This is a genomic window from Marinobacterium iners (genome assembly GCF_017310015.1).
GTDB lineage: Bacteria > Pseudomonadota > Gammaproteobacteria > Pseudomonadales > Balneatricaceae > Marinobacterium > Marinobacterium iners.
Window position 1 is genome coordinate 1,902,595 of record NZ_CP022297.1, and the last position, 15,738, is coordinate 1,918,332.

General features: G+C 55.4%; 17 protein-coding genes. 2 read left to right on the plus strand and 15 right to left on the minus strand.

The genetic code is table 11. The features are described from left to right. Window positions 1-189 precede the first annotated feature (189 nt). The 11 genes from CFI10_RS09090 to cspD all read right to left on the minus strand — a co-directional run bounded on the left by CFI10_RS09090 (window position 190) and on the right by cspD (window position 10,093). A complete protein-coding gene (locus tag CFI10_RS09090) occupies window positions 190-1,785 on the minus strand; it encodes an isocitrate lyase (protein WP_206841523.1) in 1,596 nt (531 codons plus the stop codon). 511 nt (window positions 1,786-2,296) lie between these two features. Beyond that, window positions 2,297-3,445, minus strand: a complete 1,149-nt coding sequence (locus CFI10_RS09095; RefSeq protein ID WP_242530166.1) for a cupin domain-containing protein — start codon at window positions 3,443-3,445, stop codon at window positions 2,297-2,299. After that, window positions 3,435-3,698, minus strand: coding sequence for a hypothetical protein (locus CFI10_RS09100; RefSeq protein ID WP_091824175.1), 264 nt, complete (start codon window positions 3,696-3,698; stop codon window positions 3,435-3,437). The genes CFI10_RS09095 and CFI10_RS09100 overlap by 11 nt, the downstream gene beginning before the upstream one ends. Before the next feature lie 70 nt (window positions 3,699-3,768). After that, window positions 3,769-4,491 carry an RNA methyltransferase gene (locus CFI10_RS09105; RefSeq protein WP_206841527.1) on the minus strand — a complete coding sequence of 241 codons (723 nt, stop codon included), beginning with the start codon at window positions 4,489-4,491 and terminating at the stop codon, window positions 3,769-3,771. A gap of 79 nt (window positions 4,492-4,570) precedes the next feature. Continuing rightward, window positions 4,571-5,404 carry an alpha/beta fold hydrolase gene (locus CFI10_RS09110; protein WP_206841530.1) on the minus strand — a complete coding sequence of 278 codons (834 nt, stop codon included), beginning with the start codon at window positions 5,402-5,404 and terminating at the stop codon, window positions 4,571-4,573. 68 nt (window positions 5,405-5,472) lie between these two features. Continuing rightward, window positions 5,473-6,837 carry an adenylosuccinate lyase gene (gene purB, locus CFI10_RS09115; RefSeq protein ID WP_206841533.1) on the minus strand — a complete coding sequence of 455 codons (1,365 nt, stop codon included), beginning with the start codon at window positions 6,835-6,837 and terminating at the stop codon, window positions 5,473-5,475. Between the two features lie 87 nt (window positions 6,838-6,924). Then, the gene (gene hflD, locus CFI10_RS09120) at window positions 6,925-7,596 is read right to left on the minus strand and encodes a high frequency lysogenization protein HflD (RefSeq protein WP_206841535.1); all 672 of its coding nucleotides are present in this window, start codon (window positions 7,594-7,596) and stop codon (window positions 6,925-6,927) included. Continuing rightward, window positions 7,596-8,723 carry a tRNA 2-thiouridine(34) synthase MnmA gene (gene mnmA / locus CFI10_RS09125; protein ID WP_206841537.1) on the minus strand — a complete coding sequence of 376 codons (1,128 nt, stop codon included), beginning with the start codon at window positions 8,721-8,723 and terminating at the stop codon, window positions 7,596-7,598. Before mnmA ends, hflD begins: the two co-directional genes overlap by 1 nt. A 3-nt stretch (window positions 8,724-8,726) precedes the next feature. Further along, window positions 8,727-9,173, minus strand: a complete 447-nt coding sequence (locus CFI10_RS09130; RefSeq protein ID WP_206841540.1) for an NUDIX hydrolase — start codon at window positions 9,171-9,173, stop codon at window positions 8,727-8,729. Between the two features lie 71 nt (window positions 9,174-9,244). Continuing rightward, a complete protein-coding gene (locus tag CFI10_RS09135) occupies window positions 9,245-9,871 on the minus strand; it encodes a pseudouridine synthase (protein ID WP_206841542.1) in 627 nt (208 codons plus the stop codon). Window positions 9,872-9,886: 15 nt separating this feature from the next. Then, a complete protein-coding gene (gene cspD, locus CFI10_RS09140; protein ID WP_091824154.1) occupies window positions 9,887-10,093 on the minus strand; it encodes a cold shock domain-containing protein CspD in 207 nt (68 codons plus the stop codon). 295 nt (window positions 10,094-10,388) lie between these two features. Here cspD and clpS point away from each other — a divergent pair, with 295 nt between their 5' ends. Next, entirely contained in the window at window positions 10,389-10,724 is a 336-nt protein-coding gene (clpS, locus tag CFI10_RS09145; protein ID WP_139253891.1) for an ATP-dependent Clp protease adapter ClpS, read from the plus strand. A 15-nt stretch (window positions 10,725-10,739) separates the two neighbouring features. Further along, entirely contained in the window at window positions 10,740-12,998 is a 2,259-nt protein-coding gene (clpA, locus tag CFI10_RS09150) for an ATP-dependent Clp protease ATP-binding subunit ClpA (RefSeq protein WP_206841544.1), read from the plus strand. Between the two features lie 33 nt (window positions 12,999-13,031). On the opposite strand, the gene infA is transcribed toward clpA, so the two are convergent. From infA to trxB, 4 genes are all read right to left on the minus strand, one after another. Then, a complete protein-coding gene (gene infA, locus CFI10_RS09155) occupies window positions 13,032-13,250 on the minus strand; it encodes a translation initiation factor IF-1 (RefSeq protein ID WP_091824146.1) in 219 nt (72 codons plus the stop codon). Between the two features lie 80 nt (window positions 13,251-13,330). Then, window positions 13,331-14,071 (minus strand): arginyltransferase, encoded by a 741-nt coding sequence (locus CFI10_RS09160; RefSeq protein ID WP_242530167.1) that lies wholly within the window; start codon window positions 14,069-14,071, stop codon window positions 13,331-13,333. After that, the gene (aat, locus tag CFI10_RS09165) at window positions 14,052-14,771 is read right to left on the minus strand and encodes a leucyl/phenylalanyl-tRNA--protein transferase (protein WP_206841551.1); all 720 of its coding nucleotides are present in this window, start codon (window positions 14,769-14,771) and stop codon (window positions 14,052-14,054) included. Before aat ends, CFI10_RS09160 begins: the two co-directional genes overlap by 20 nt. After that, window positions 14,771-15,727 carry a thioredoxin-disulfide reductase gene (gene trxB, locus CFI10_RS09170; RefSeq protein ID WP_206841553.1) on the minus strand — a complete coding sequence of 319 codons (957 nt, stop codon included), beginning with the start codon at window positions 15,725-15,727 and terminating at the stop codon, window positions 14,771-14,773. The genes aat and trxB overlap by 1 nt, the downstream gene beginning before the upstream one ends. Window positions 15,728-15,738 lie beyond the last annotated feature (11 nt).

Here is a 15,738-nt window from a genome sequence, read left to right on the forward strand (position 1 = left end):
TCGGTTGTGATTCAGGTTGGTCGGGAGTTTGTGTCCAAAGCGGTTGCTCATCTCCAAGAGAGGAGAGGCAAAAAAACCGCGCCATCTCGGGGAAGAATGGCGCGGTTCTGTAATATTTCGGGACACAATAGGGACACGAAATATTATTTATTCATAGCCCCTTGATCTGCAAGGGGCTATGAGACCAGATCAGAACTGGTTCATGGTGTTGTCTTTACCAGAGGCTTTCAGTGCAGCGTCACCAGAGAAGTACTCTTTGTGATCGTCGCCCATGTCGGAGCCTGCCATGTTCTGGTGCTTAACGCAGGCGATACCCTGACGGATCTCCTTGCGCTGTACGCCAGCCACGTAGCCCAGCATGCCAGCGTCACCGAAGTACTCTTTGGCCAGGTTGTCGGTAGACAGGGCCGCGGTGTGGTAAGTCGGCAGAGTGATCAGGTGGTGGAAGATGCCTGCTTCGCGGGCTGCATCAGCCTGGAAGGTGCGGATCTTCTCGTCAGCAACGGCGGCCAGTTCGGTTTCGTCGTATTCAACGCTCATCAGGTTGGCACGGTCGTACTGGGATACATCCTGACCGGCTTCAGCCATCGCATCGAACACCTGCTGGCGGAAGTTCAGCGTCCAGTTGAAGGACGGGCTGTTGTTGTACACCAGCTTGGCATTGGGTACTTCTTCACGGATGCGGTTAACCATCGCAGCGATCTGGCCTACGTGCGGCTTCTCGGTCTCGATCCACAGCAGGTCGGCACCGTTCTGCAGCGAGGTGATGCAGTCCAGAACCACGCGGTCTTCACCGGAGCCTTTCTTGAACTGGAACAGGCCAGAGGCCAGGCGCTTCGGCTTCAGCAGCTTGCCGTTGGCTTTCACAACCACGTCACCGTTGTCGATGTCAGCTGCGCTGTCGATGTAATCACCATCCAGGAAGCTGTTGTACTTGTCGCCCAGGTCGCCCGGTTCGTTGGTTACAGCGATCTGCTTGGTCAGGCCGGCACCCAGAGAGTCGGTGCGGGCAACGATGACACCGTCTTCAACACCCAGCTCCAGGAATGCGTAGCGTACGGCGCGGATCTTGGCCAGGAAGTCGGCGTGCGGAACGGTTACCTTGCCATCCTGGTGACCACACTGCTTCTCGTCAGATACCTGGTTTTCGATCTGGATCGCACAGGCACCGGCTTCGATCATTTTCTTGGCCAGCAGGTAAGTGGCTTCTTCGTTACCGAAACCGGCGTCAATGTCGGCGATGATCGGCACAACGTGGGTCTGGAAGTTGTCGATTTGAGCCTGGATGTCAGCTTCTTTCGCTGCATCACCGGCTTCGCGAGCGTCGTCCAGCTGGCGGAACAGTCCGCCCATTTCACGGGCATCAGCCTGGCGCAGGAAGGTGTAGAGCTCTTCGATCAGCGCCGGTACAGAGGTTTTCTCGTGCATGGACTGGTCGGGCAGCGGGCCAAACTCGGAACGCAGCGCGGCAATCATCCAGCCGGACAGGTACAGGTAGCGCTTGTTGGTGTTACCGAAGTGCTTCTTGATTGCGATCAGCTTCTGCTGACCGATGAAACCATGCCAGCAACCCAGAGACTGAGTGTACTGAGAGCTGTCGGCATCGTACTCGGCCATATCCTGACGCATGATCTTGGCAGTGTAGCGTGCGATATCCAGACCGGTCTTGAAACGGTTCTGAATGCGCATGCGAGCCGCGTATTCAGGGTTGATCGCTTCCCAGGTGTTGCCGGCGGCAGCGCGGACGGTAGCGATGGCATCGATCTCGTTTTTGTAAGCTGACATGGTCATTCCTTCACAGTGTTTGTGTTTAGGTAATGTTGGATCGGGTGACCCCGTTCCAGATCTTGCGGCGCTGTCATTCCGCTGGAGTGGCAGTGCCTTGTTGAAGCGAATAATGGGCGCATGCTGTGAGGGTGTCAAAATGATTTTGTGCACAGCAACAAAAATGTAGTCTCACTACATTCGAAACCTTTTTTCGGCTGTAATTAAACTACAATAGGAAAACGAGTCTGAAACTCTAAAACCCCAGTAATTACCGTGGTTTGAGTGCCTAAAACTTAAGGATTAGCCACTTTGGTATTAGTCAATAAAAACGTGTTTTACACGGGTTTTAAGTTATTTTGGTTATCTGTCTTATATCTAAAAAATCTAAAAAATTCTCACTACATTCTCAGTAAAAATTTGCTATATCAGTGACTTATGGTGGATTTCCTTACGACCAAAGTCGATCTGAAATAAAAAGGCCACTCGTGAAAGAATGGCCTTTAGAGTTGAAATGAGAGTTTGATGCCGCTTATTCGAGATACAGGCTACCTTGGTTGAGTAATGCCAGCAGCAGCGGTGCTGTCTCGTCATCAAACAAAGGTCTAAACCTGTGATGAAGACACAATTGCTGCGCTAGGTTTTTTGCTGCAACTGCGAAAACAGGAAAAGGCTGCCCATCCGCAAACAAGGTCAGGCTGGAATCGCTGTTCTGATGCCAAGCCAGTCGTGCCCCTTCTGCACGCACCAGTTCCGCACCCTCCTCAAGTGCTTCAGCCAACTCGGCTGCTGTCAGGGTTTCATCACTTCCGGTCAGCTCCGGGTACTTTGGCTCAGTCATGAAGGTACCAAACCAGTGTGCAAGTCGGTCAGGGTCGCCAAGGTATTGCTGCAGGATTGAGCTTAGGCGCGCAATTGCGGCTGCATCAATTTCACCCGGTTTGGCAGTCAATGCCAGGTCAGCATCGGTGTAGCGCAAGTCGGTACTGAGTGAATCGCATAGCGTGTTGGTCAGGCCACGCAAGATCTCTGCATGGGAAGGGGCGCGAAACCCGATCGACCAGGTCATGCAGCCATCACCCACACCCACCCCGTTGTGACCCACACGGGGCGGCAAGTAGAGCATATCCCCCGGATTCAGTTCCCAGCTCTGCTCGGCATGCCATTCAGGCAAGATCATGACCGGAGTATCTTCACGTCGAGGGGAGTCTTCACCAAACAGGCCACCCACTTCCCAGCGGCGCACGCCCTCTGCCTGCAGCAGGAACACATCATAGTTGTCATAATGCGGTCCCACACCACCGCCATCACTGGCGTAACTGATCATCAGATCATCGCGGCGCCACTGAGGAATGAAGTTGAAAGCCTCCAGCAGCGGGGCAACATCCGGCACCCAGTGATCCACGGCCTGTACCAGCAGAGTCCAGGGGGCGTCACCCAGCTCAGCAAAGCGTTCGGGTGCAAAAGGGCCGTGCTCAAGTGCCCAGTGCCCGCTGGCTGGATCATTGATGATCAGGCGTGACTCGATATCATCTTCACATGCCAGGCCGGCCAACTCATCTGCATCGATTGCCGGTTGGAAGCCGGGGAAGGCGTTACGAATCAAAAGGGGCTTTTTCTGCCAGTAGTCACGCAGAAAGATTTCAGGGCTTAGCTCGCCCCAATTCAGTTCAGTGATCAAGATTAAGCAGCTCCGCCATTTCAGTGACCGCATCTTCAAGCTCAGCCATCACCTTGCGCTTGTCGCGATTGGCCAGTGCGGCCTGACGGTCGTTACCGACCATACGAATACACTTCTGAATACGCGCCATGCAGCTGTGCACACCGTCAACGTTAAACTCGAACTGTTCGTAGTCGCGAGCGGTCTGTTGCAGGCCGTTGCGCAGGGCTTCGGCCTGAGCAGCCAGCTCAAGCAGGCTGTGTGAATGGCTCATTGATCTCTCCTTGTTGATTGCAGACCTCAGTCTGACAGAGTGGTGCATTGGCACCGAAGTCGACTTTGGTTCAGTGCTTCTCGCGCTCCAGCACCTCTTCAACCGAAGTCAGAATGCCGCGCAACATGCCCAACTCGGCCTTTTCGGGGCGGGTGCGATTGAAGTAACGGCGCAGTTTGTCCATCACTCGCCCCTCATGCTGGGGGATGATGAAGCCGGTGCGACGCAGCACCTTTTCAAGATGTTCATAAAACAGGGTGATCTCACCCTGGCGTGGATAGGGTGCAGGCTCGGCTACGGCTTTTGCACCACGAGAGGCTCGGCGCAGCTCGTAGGTGACCAGCTGTATCGCCTGGGCGATGTTGAGTACCGGATAGTCTTCATTGGCATCAATGTAAAGATGGCGGTTACACAGCAGCATCTCCTCATTGGTCAGCCCCATGGTTTCGCGGCCAAAGAGAATGGCGATCTGGCCGCTGCGGGCCTCATCCACCATCATGGCTGCGGCTGCTTCGGCGTCCATCAAAGGCTGATCGAAGCTGCGCTGGCGGGCACTCGTGCCGATCACCAGCTGACAATCGGCAATGGCCTCTTCGACGGTCTTGACGACCACGGCATTATCGAGCAGATCCTTGGCACCGGCTGCACGAGATTCAGCCTCTGCATGCGGAAACTCGATGGGGTCAACCAGCCAGAGTTGGCTCAGGCCCATGTTTTTCAAAGCACGGGCCGCAGCACCGATGTTGCCGGGGTGAAAGGTGTTAACCATGATGATACGGATATTGTCGAGCATGCGGTGCCTCACAAACAGAATTGAGCCGCATTATAGGGGGCAAGGCGGGTGAGACAAAGTAACAGAGGGCGTATCAGACTCACAGTCGTCGACACCAGTGTTTAAGGTCATGCACAAAGCGCTCTTTATGCCACAGATGTGGTGAGTGATCCGCCTTGGGGTAGATATGCAGTTCGGGGAACGGCAGCTGAGCCTCAACCCATTGCGACACTTCTGAGCTGTAGAACTGACTGCTGTCACCGTAGATCAGAAGAGTCGGCAGGTCGATCTGTGGCAGCAGGTCGCGGTAATCCTGCTGTGTCAGTGAATCCCAGCACCGAGTCAGTGCCGGTGCGTTCAGTCCGCGCAGATAGTCGCGCATCTGCTGAAACCCTCGCGAGTTGGCTTCATAGTTCTCGCGGCTGCGTCGGTTAAGGCCGTGTGCTGCCAATTCCAGCACTCCTTCCGCGAAGTCCTGCTCCAGTCGTTGCAGGAAGCGCTGGTTGCGGTCGTAATCAAAGTCGCCGTAGATACCCAGAGGCCAGTCGATATCGGTAACCAGTTTGGGGGACTGGTCTACTATGCACAGGCCACCGAGGCGTCCAAGTCCATAGCTGCGAATGTACTCCCAGCTGATAAGAGCACCCATGGAGTGGCCCACCAGTACCACATCGCGCAGATCATGTTCGGTTAGCAGACGGTCAAGATCGGCCGCCATCTGGCTGATCGCCATCTGATCGCACGGTGGAGGTTCATGGGTGCCGTGTCCACGGGCATCCCAGCAAAACACTTGATGGGATTCGGCCAGCTCGGAGGCGAAAGGGAGCCATTCGCGAGCGCCGGAGGTCCAGCCATGCAGAAACACAATTGGCTGGCCCTTGCCCAGGCTGACATATCGGATGGGGTGATTATCGGTAGCGAGCAGTGTTTCCATACCTGCACCTGTAAAAGACTGGACTGTGATGGAATCAAAAACGGGGCCAGAAGGCCCCGTGAAACAACTTAGATGCGCTTGGCCTGAGCCGCGGCGTTGCCAGTGTAGAGTGATGGCGTCAGCGCCTTGAGTTCATCCTTCGCACTCTGGGGCATATCCAGCGTGTCGATGAAGTCCTGAATGGTGGCCTGGTTCATGGTCTTGCCACGGGTCAGGTCCTTCAGTTTCTCATAGGGCTTCTCGATGCCGTAGCGGCGCATCACGGTCTGAATCGGCTCGGCCAGCACTTCCCAGGCGTTGTTCAGGTCTTCAGCCAGGCGAGCAGCGTTGATTTCCAACTTGCTGATCCCCTTAAGGCTGGCCTGGTAGGCGATCAGACTGTGGCCAAAACCCACACCCAGGTTGCGCAGTACGGTGGAGTCAGTCAGGTCACGCTGCCAGCGGGAGATCGGCAGTTTGCTGGCCAGGTGCTGCATGATCGCATTGGCGATACCCAAGTTGCCTTCGGAGTTTTCGAAGTCGATCGGGTTAACCTTGTGCGGCATGGTGGAAGAGCCTACTTCACCGGCGACTGTCTTCTGCTTGAAGAAACCAAGCGAGATGTAGCCCCACACATCACGGTCAAAATCGATCAGGATGGTGTTGAAACGGCACACGGCATCAAACAGCTCGGCGATGTAGTCATGCGGCTCGATCTGAGTGGTGTACGGGTTCCAGCTCAGCCCCAGGCTTTCGACAAAGGACTTGGCATTGGCTTCCCAATCGATATCGGCATAGGCAGACAGGTGGGCGTTGTAGTTGCCTACGGCACCGTTGATCTTGCCCAGGTATTCGATATTGTCGATCTGCTTCAGCTGACGCTGCAGGCGGTAGGCAACGTTAGCCATCTCCTTGCCCATGGTGCTGGGGGAGGCGGTCTGGCCGTGGGTGCGGCAGAGCATCGGCTGGTCAGCGTGTTCGCGCCCCAGCGCCGCGATGGCATCGGTTACCTGCTGCATCTGATTGCGGGTGACTTCAACGCCATGGCGCAGCATCAGTGCGTGCGACAGGTTGTTGATGTCTTCCGAGGTGCAAGCGAAGTGAACAAACTCGCTGATCGCGGCCAGCTCGGCGTTGTCGGCGATCTGCTCCTTGATGAAGTACTCGACCGCTTTAACATCGTGGTTGGTGGTGCGTTCAATTTCCTTGATGCGCTCGGCATGCTCGATACCGAATTCGTCCACGATGCGGTTCAGCTGCGCGTTGGCGGCTTCACTCAGCGCCGGAACCTCCACAATCTGCGGGTGGGCGGCCAACTGCTGCAGCCAGCGGATCTCGACCTGGACGCGGAAACGGATCAGACCGAATTCACTGAATACAGCACGCAGGTCGGCAGTTTTGCTGCCGTAGCGGCCATCAACCGGGGATACGGCGGTAAGGGCAGAAAGCTCCATGTTACACAGTCTCACTTTTGGCTTGCGTCGATAAAGCGCGAATTATACGGGAAATGACCGCAGCTGGGTACGCCAGTGCGGCCTGGATCAGGATGACTTGAGGATGCGTCTTAGCGAAGGTTTCAGGCGCGAGCGGAAGAACAGCATATGCCAGCGTTTGCCACCAACCTGCCGCCAGAGCAGGGCAGAACGGATACCGGCCAGCAACAGAGCGCGAATACGGGCGGCGTTTTCGCTGTTCTGAAGATGACGGGGGTCACCTCCCACCTGAATGCGGAAGCTAAAGGTGCTCACGGTGGTCTGATACAGGCCATCCAGCGCCGCGATTACGTTGCTGTGGGTATAGGCAGAGGGGTCCAGCTCGGCGTTGTCATCCTGCTCACTGAAATAGCGCGCCTTGCGTGCCACCTCATCGATACCTTCACCGACCTTCTGCATCACGTCTGGGTGTTTGTCGAGCTGACGCTCCAACATGATCATGCCCAGTACATATTGCACAATCTGCTTGTTCTGGGCGCTCTCGTTCTTGTCCACCATGTCCTGCAGGTGACGCAGGCCAAGGTTGAGCGAGTAGGGGATGTTGCTGACACCGCCATAGACATCTTCCGTCTGGCGCGGATCGGTCACGAACAGGCTGGCGATGCTGGTTTCAAGGTTGTTCTGCGGCACCATGCCGCGACGGGCGATCTGGTCCACCAGGCTGGCGGCTTGAAACATCCCGGCAAGTGCGATGGTTTGTTCATCATGTTGACGCGACATCAGTGCTCCTTGGCCGAACCGGCGATCGAATGGCGCGAGGTGGTTTCGATGACACCACCACCAAGACAAAGGTCATCAATATAGAGTACAACAGACTGGCCCGGGGTTACGGCACGCTGCGGCTGGTCAAACACCACTCTGAAACCGCCTTCGGCAGCGGCTTCCACGGTACAGTCCTGATCAGCCTGACGGTAACGCACCTTGGCCTTGCAACGCAGCGGCAGCTCGGGTACTTCGCCGCTGATCCAGAAAATATCACCTGCATGCAGCCAGTCGGAATAGAGCAGGGGATGTTGTCCCTGAACCGCGATCAACACGTTTCGATCCAGATCTTTCGCAGCCGCAAACCAAGGCTCTTCAGGATAATCTTTTAGCCCCCCGATGCCGAGCCCCTGACGCTGACCGATGGTGTAATACATCAGCCCCTGATGCTCGCCGATCACGTCACCGTCAGGTGTTTCGATTTTGCCAGCCTGTGCCGGTAGATACTGTTTCAGGAAGTCGCTGAAGCGACGCTCACCGATAAAGCAGATACCGGTACTGTCTTTCTTGTCATGGGTGATCAGCTCGTGCTCTTCCGCCAGTCGACGCACTTCGGGCTTTTCCAGCTCGCCAACCGGGAAAAGTGTAAGCTTAAGCTCATCTTCGCCGACCTGATGCAGGAAATAACTCTGGTCCTTGTTCGGGTCCAGTCCCTTGAGCAGTACCGTATGGCCGTCACGCTCACCACGTCGAACATAGTGACCTGTGGCGATCAGATCAGCACCCAGCAGCTGAGCATACTCAAGAAACGCCTTGAACTTGATCTCGCGGTTGCAAAGGATATCCGGGTTGGGGGTGCGCCCAGCCTTGTATTCTTCCAGAAAGTGCTCGAATACATTGTCCCAGTACTCGGCCGCAAAGTTGGCGCTGTGCAGCGGGATGCCCAGCTTGTCACACACGGCCTGGGCATCGGCCATATCTTCCTTGGCCGTGCAGTATTCGGTTCCGTCATCCTCTTCCCAGTTTTTCATGAACAGGCCTTCGACCTGATAGCCCTGTTGCAGCAACAGCAGAGCCGATACGGAAGAGTCAACACCGCCGGACATGCCGACGATCACTTTGGTCTGGGCGTTGGCAGAATTCATGGTTCAGACAGTTTCCTGAATAAAGTCCAGAGGGTAACGGGTGCCTGCAAGATAATCATCAACGCAGCGGGTCACCAATTCACTGCGCAATTGGGCGCGGTGTTGCTCCATTTCGTCTCGTGTCAGCCAGAGCGGGCGGATAATGCCTTCATCAAGACTGGCGTCAGGCAGCTCGGCAACGGCGCGCGCGATAAAACAGAAACGGTGATAGGTCACGCCATTGGACGGGGCGAAGTAAGTATACATGCCCAGCAAAGCCTCGGGCTCGACCTGCCAACCGGTTTCTTCAAGGGTTTCGCGCCGAGCAGCTCCAACAAAGGACTCGCCGCGCTCCAGATGGCCCGCAGGTTGATTGATAACGACTTTACCACCTGCCATCTCTTCGACAAGCAAAAAACGGCCTTCCTGTTCAACGATGCAGGCAACGGCTGCGTGGGGTGTCCAGCGCATTGAAACTCCCGACAAGGTTTGGATTCGGGCGCAATAATAGCAGTTTGGCAGCGTATTTGTCCGGTGAGGATTCAGGCTCGGCTGCGCGGGCGTTTTGCAGATGGACGGCGACTGTTGCGCCGTGCGGCAGCGGGTCGTGCAGGTGGCGCGGGCAGGTTCACCTGCTCCTCGCGCCACTGCCCTGGCGCCAGCGACTCCAGTGTCCAATTACCGATCGACCAACGGATCAGACGCAGGGTCGGGAAGCCGACCTCTGCAGTCATGCGGCGGACCTGTCGGTTGCGACCTTCGGTAATGATCAGTTCGATCCAGCTGGTAGGCTGTTCCTTGCGAAACCTGACAGGTGGGTTGCGTGGCCAAAGCCAGCGGGGCGGGTTGATTCGACGAGCCCGTGCCGGGCGAGTCGGGCCATCCTTGAGTTGAACGCCCTGGCGCAGCCGATTAAGTGCCGCTTCACTTATTTCGCCGTCAACCTGAACACAATAGGTTTTGGGCAGCTTGAATGCAGGGTTGGCCAGTTGCTGCTGCAACCGACCATCATCCATTAGAATCAGCAGTCCTTCGGAGTCAAAATCAAGGCGACCGGCTGCGTAGACACCAGGAACCTTGATGAAATCCGCCAGTGTCGAGCGTCCTTCAGAGTCCGTGAACTGGGTCAGTACACGAAAAGGCTTGTTGAACAGAAGGATTCTCGACATGCAGCGACCGGTTGGCTACTCCGCAGGTTGAATATTCACAGCGTGCAGCCCCTTTGGGCCCTGCTGTATTTCGAACTGGACCGCCTGGCCCGCCTTGAGACTTTTGTAGCCATCCATCGCGATGGCAGAAAAGTGCGCGAACAACTCTTCTTCGCAGGCCTCGGACAGAATAAAACCGTAGCCTTTGGCGTTGTTGAACCACTTGACTGTCCCTGTTTGCATAAAATACTCCCCCGTGACATTCGGAGCACAGCTCCTTGGTCATTACCTGCAATACCGATCAAAACAGGGATGCGGCGTTGCAGGAACTCCTTATGTGTATGCATTTCTACGCCAGGGACTACAGGCAAGGGCAGCACCATGGACTTATCCGTCGGCTGCCTTTAACCTCTCCTTGTAAGCGCGAGTATAGCATTTGCAGTTAATGACACTAGACATTGCCGGGTTTTTTCCCGGTTGTTTTAGACTAATATCGAAGGTATCGACGTTGTTTGTGAACGAACGCGAGTTCAGGCTCATGAGTTCAAACCATAATGCTGATGAAGAACACCACGATGATGATGGTGGTCTGGCAACAGCGGAAACCAAACCGCAACTCAAGCGCCCTCCCATGTACAGGGTGGTGCTGATGAACGATGACTACACACCGATGGATTTTGTCATCGAGGTATTAATGATTTTTTTCAATATGGACCAAGAGAAGGCTACACAAGTGATGTTGGCGGTCCATACTCAGGGTAAAGGCGTATGCGGAGTGTATACCCGCGATGTGGCTGAAACTAAAGCCACACAAGTGAATCAATATGCCAGAGAGAACAAGCACCCTCTGCTGTGTGAAGTGGAATCGGTCTGACGGGAGGCGAATGCCATGCTGAATCGAGAGCTTGAAGACACCCTGAGCGTTGCATTCCGGTCAGCCCGGGATAAGCGACATGAATTCATGACGGTTGAACACTTGCTGTTGGCGTTGCTCGACAACCGTCAGGCGGTTGCGGTGCTCAATGCCTGCGGCGCCGATTTGAGCCGTTTGCGCCAGCAGTTGTCGGTGTTTATCGATGAAACCACACCACTGCTGCCAGATAACATTCCCAACATGGAAACCCAGCCGACACTTGGCTTTCAGCGCGTATTGCAGCGTGCAGTTTTCCATGTGCAGTCCTCCGGCAAGTCTGAGGTCAATGGCGCCAATGTGTTGGTGGCCATCTACAGCGAGCAGGAAAGTCACGCTGTGTTTGTTCTGCAGCAGCAGGGCATTGAACGCATGGATGTGGTCAACTACATCTCGCACGGTATATCCCGCATCAACGAACAGGAGTCTGACGAACCCGGGCTGGGTGCTGATGGTGAAGAGAGTGGTGAAAGCAGCAAAAGCGCCCTGTCTCAGTATGCCGTCAATCTGAATCAGCAGGCTGCACTGGGTCGGATCGATCCGCTGGTAGGGCGTGACTCCGAAGTCGAGCGGGTGGTACAGATTTTGTCACGTCGTCGCAAGAACAACCCTCTGCTGGTGGGGGAGGCTGGTGTCGGCAAAACAGCGATTGCCGAGGGACTGGCAAAACTGATCATTGAAGACAAGGTGCCGGATATTATCTCCGACAGCATTGTCTATGCCCTTGATCTGGGTGCTTTGCTGGCGGGCACCAAGTACCGCGGTGATTTCGAAAAAAGGCTGAAGTCTTTGCTGAACGAGATCAAACAACAGCCGCGTTCTATCCTGTTTATTGATGAAATCCATACCATTATCGGGGCAGGTGCCGCTTCCGGCGGCTCCATGGACGCTTCCAACCTGCTCAAGCCGCTGCTCAGTTCCGGTGAGATCCGATGCATCGGGTCGACCACTTTTCAGGAATTCCGTGGCATCTTTGAGAAAGACCGTGCGCTCGCGCGCCGGTTCCAGAAAATTGATGTGCTTGAGCCGAACGTGGATGATACCTACCACATTCTGCGCGGCCTGCGGTCTCGCTTCGAGGAGCATCACGACCTGGAGTACACCGATGCGGCCCTGCGCGCAGCCTCTGAGCTGGCGGATCGCTACATCAACGACAAGCATATGCCGGACAAGGCCATTGATGTAATCGATGAAGCGGGGGCCTATCAGCGGCTCATGCCCGTTGAACAGCGCAAAAAGGTCATCGACGTGGCTGAAGTCGAGTCGGTGGTCGCCAAGATCGCACGTATCCCGCCGAAAAGCGTGTCCACATCCGATAAGGATCAGTTGCGTAAGCTGGAAGGCAATCTCAAGATGGTGGTACTGGGGCAGGATGAAGCGATCAGCTCTTTGGCTTCGGCCATTAAACTGTCTCGTGCAGGCCTCAAGGAGCCGAACAAGCCAGTGGGCAGTTTCCTGTTTGCCGGCCCAACCGGTGTCGGCAAGACTGAGGTTACCCAGCAGTTGGCGCGCATTCTGGGTATCGAGCTGGTGCGCTTTGACATGTCAGAGTATATGGAACGGCACACCGTCTCACGCCTGATCGGTGCGCCTCCGGGCTACGTGGGCTTCGATCAGGGAGGGCTGCTGACAGAAGCGATCACCAAGTCACCGCATTGCGTACTGCTGCTGGATGAGATCGAGAAGGCGCACCCTGAGGTGTTCAACCTGCTGCTTCAAGTGATGGATAACGGCACTTTGACCGACAATAACGGTCGTAAGGCAGACTTCCGCAACGTCATTCTGGTGATGACGACCAACGCAGGTGCCGAAGCACACAGCCGGCCGTCAATCGGCTTCACTCAGCAGGACCACAGCACGGATGCAATGGAGGCTCTGAAACGACTGTTTACACCGGAGTTCCGCAATCGCCTGGATACCGTGATTCAGTTCAAACCTCTGACTCTGGAAATCGTCAAGGGTGTGGTCGACAAGTTCCTGACTGAGCTTCAGGCTCAATTGGACGACAAACATGTAGTGTTGCATGTGGATGAGGCTGCACGCCAGTGGCTGGCTGAGAACGGTTATGACGAGAAGATGGGTGCCCGCCCGATGCAGCGTCTGATTCAGGAAAAGCTGAAGAAGCCGCTGGCCGAGATGATTCTGTTTGGAGAACTGGCAGAATCCGGCGGAGAAGTGGATATTGGTATCGGCGAGGATGGAGAGATCTGTCTGGAGGTCGCAGCGGTGGCAGCCTGAGGGCTGCCATCCACCGCAGCCGCGCTCGTGATATCAGCGGGCGCGGTAAACGATACGGCCTTTGCTCAGGTCGTAGGGAGTCAGTTCGACCTTGACCTTGTCACCAGTCAGAATACGGATGTAGTTCTTGCGCATTTTGCCGGAGATATGAGCAGTCACAACGTGGCCATTTTCGAGCTCAACGCGGAACATGGTATTGGGAAGGGTATCGATAACGGTACCTTCCATTTCAAATGAATCTTCTTTAGCCATTCACTACCTACCTTTGAGGCTGGTTAGCCTGAGTGTGGAAAGCGCAGTATTGTGCCCTAAAAGACGCCCGATTTCAAAAGCTAATCGGTGCTTGCCTCAGGGCTCAATCGACGCCACTCGCTGTTGATAAGCATCTCCAGCGGCCGGTAGCGAATCTTGTAGTTCATTTTGCGGCAGTCTTCCACCCAATAGCCAAGATAAAGCCACTCCTTGCCGCTCCTTGCGGTTTGTCGAATCTGCCAGATAACGGCGTACACACCGAGACTGCGCCACTCCATATCAGGATCATAGAAAGTGTAGAGAGCCGACATCCCCTGTTCCAGCATATCGGATACCGCCACTGCCAGGAGCGTACCTTCTGGGTTGCGGAATTCGTAAAAACAGGAATCCACCGTACCTTCAACAAGAAAATTGAAAAACTGATCCGGGGAGGGGGGGTACATGTCGCCATCAGCATGGCGCTGATTGATATAACGCTCATAAAGCGCGTAGTACTCGTGTGTAAGCTGGCAGGGAACAGCACGAACAATCAGGTCGGCGTTACGATTCTCGATACGCCGCTGTGTTTTAGAGGGGTTGAATTCAGCAACAGGTACGCGAACGGAAATACAGGCCTGACACTGCTCGCAATGCGGTCGATAGATATGTCCACCACTGCGCCGGAAGCCCAGTTCTGACAGCTGGCTGTACAGGTTACGATCAATATCGGCACGCGGGTCTACAAAAAGGGTGCGCGCCTGTCGGTCAGGCAGGTAGCTGCAATCATGTTCTGGCGTGGCATAGAACCGCAGCGCACACAGATCAGCTACACGAATTTTCACAAACTGCCTCGCGGGTAATGGAAAATTGCCAGATATGATCAAGCGACTGTTCACACAGCTGATCCAGACTTGCAGCAAAGTCATGTCGTGTGATTTCTATCGCACCTAAGCTCGCCAAATGGTCGTTATATACCTGGCAATCAATGAGCTGATATCCCCATTGTTTGAGCTGTGTCACGCACCAGGTGAAGCCTATTTTTGAGGCGTCACGCTGGTACGAGAACATTGATTCGCCGAAAAAAACCGACCCAATGGCCAGGCCATAAAGCCCACCGACCAGTTCATCACCCATCCAGACTTCAACCGAATGTGCGATGCCCTGGTGGTGGAGATTCACGTAAGCCGAGAAAATCTCATGGCTGATCCAAGTGCCCTGCTGTCCTCGACGCGGCCCTGCACACGCTCTGACCACGTGCTCAAAGGCCTGATCAAAAGTCACCCGGTAGTCAGTGCGGCGCAGGCGTTTGCGCAGGCTGCGCGATACGTGCAGTTTGTCCGGCAACACAATGCAACGCGGGTCAGGGCTCCACCACAGGATAGGCTCCCCGGGGTTATACCAGGGAAAGATCCCGCTGCGATAGGCACTCAAAAGCCTTGCCTTGCTCAGATCTCCGCCAGCCGCCAACAGGCCGTTGGGCTCTGCCAGGGCCTTATCGAGCGGAGGAAAGAGCAGGCTGTCATCAGCCAGCCACGGAATCATCAGGCGTCGAGATCATCCAGATATTTTTCGGCATCCAGTGCTGCCATGCAACCAAAACCGGCTGATGTAATCGCCTGACGGTAGATGTGGTCACACACATCACCTGCCGCAAACACACCTTCAATGCTGGTTTGGGTTGCCTTGCCTTCAAGGCCTGAGCGAATCTTCAGATAGCCGTCATTCATCTCCAGCTGTCCTGTAAACAGCTCTGTATTGGGCTTGTGTCCAATGGCGACAAACACGCCCTGCAGATCAAGCTCATGCGTGGAGGCATCGGCTGTACTGCGGACGCGAATACCGGTGACCCCGCTCTGATCACCCAGCACTTCGTCCAGTTGGTGGTTCCAAAGGATATTGATGTTGCCGTTTTCAGCCCGTTCCAGAATTTTGTCCTGCAGGATTTTCTCGGAGCGCAGGCTGTCACGACGGTGAATCAGGGTGACTTCTGCTGCAATATTGGACAGGTAGAGTGCTTCTTCAACAGCGGTGTTGCCACCACCGATCACGGCCACTTTCTGGCCACGATAGAAAAAGCCGTCACAGGTGGCACAAGCGCTGACACCTTTGCCCATAAAGGCCTCTTCGGACGGCAGGCCCAGGTACTGTGCCGATGCCCCTGTTGCGATGATGAGGGCATCACAGCTGTACTCGCCCATATCACCCTTGAGGCGGAAAGGACGGCTCTGTAGCTGTGTTTCATTAATGTGGTCGAAAATCACCTGAGTATTGAAGCGTTCGGCATGGGCCTGCATCCGCTGCATTAACTCAGGGCCCTGCACACCATCCACATCTCCGGGCCAATTGTCGACTTCGGTGGTGGTGGTCAGCTGCCCGCCAGCCTGCATGCCGGTAATTACGACCGGGTTCAGGTTGGCGCGTGCAGCATAGACGGCAGCGGTGTAACCGGCAGGGCCAGAGCCCAGGATAATCAGACGATGGTGTTGTACTTCACTCATGGGTGTTGGGT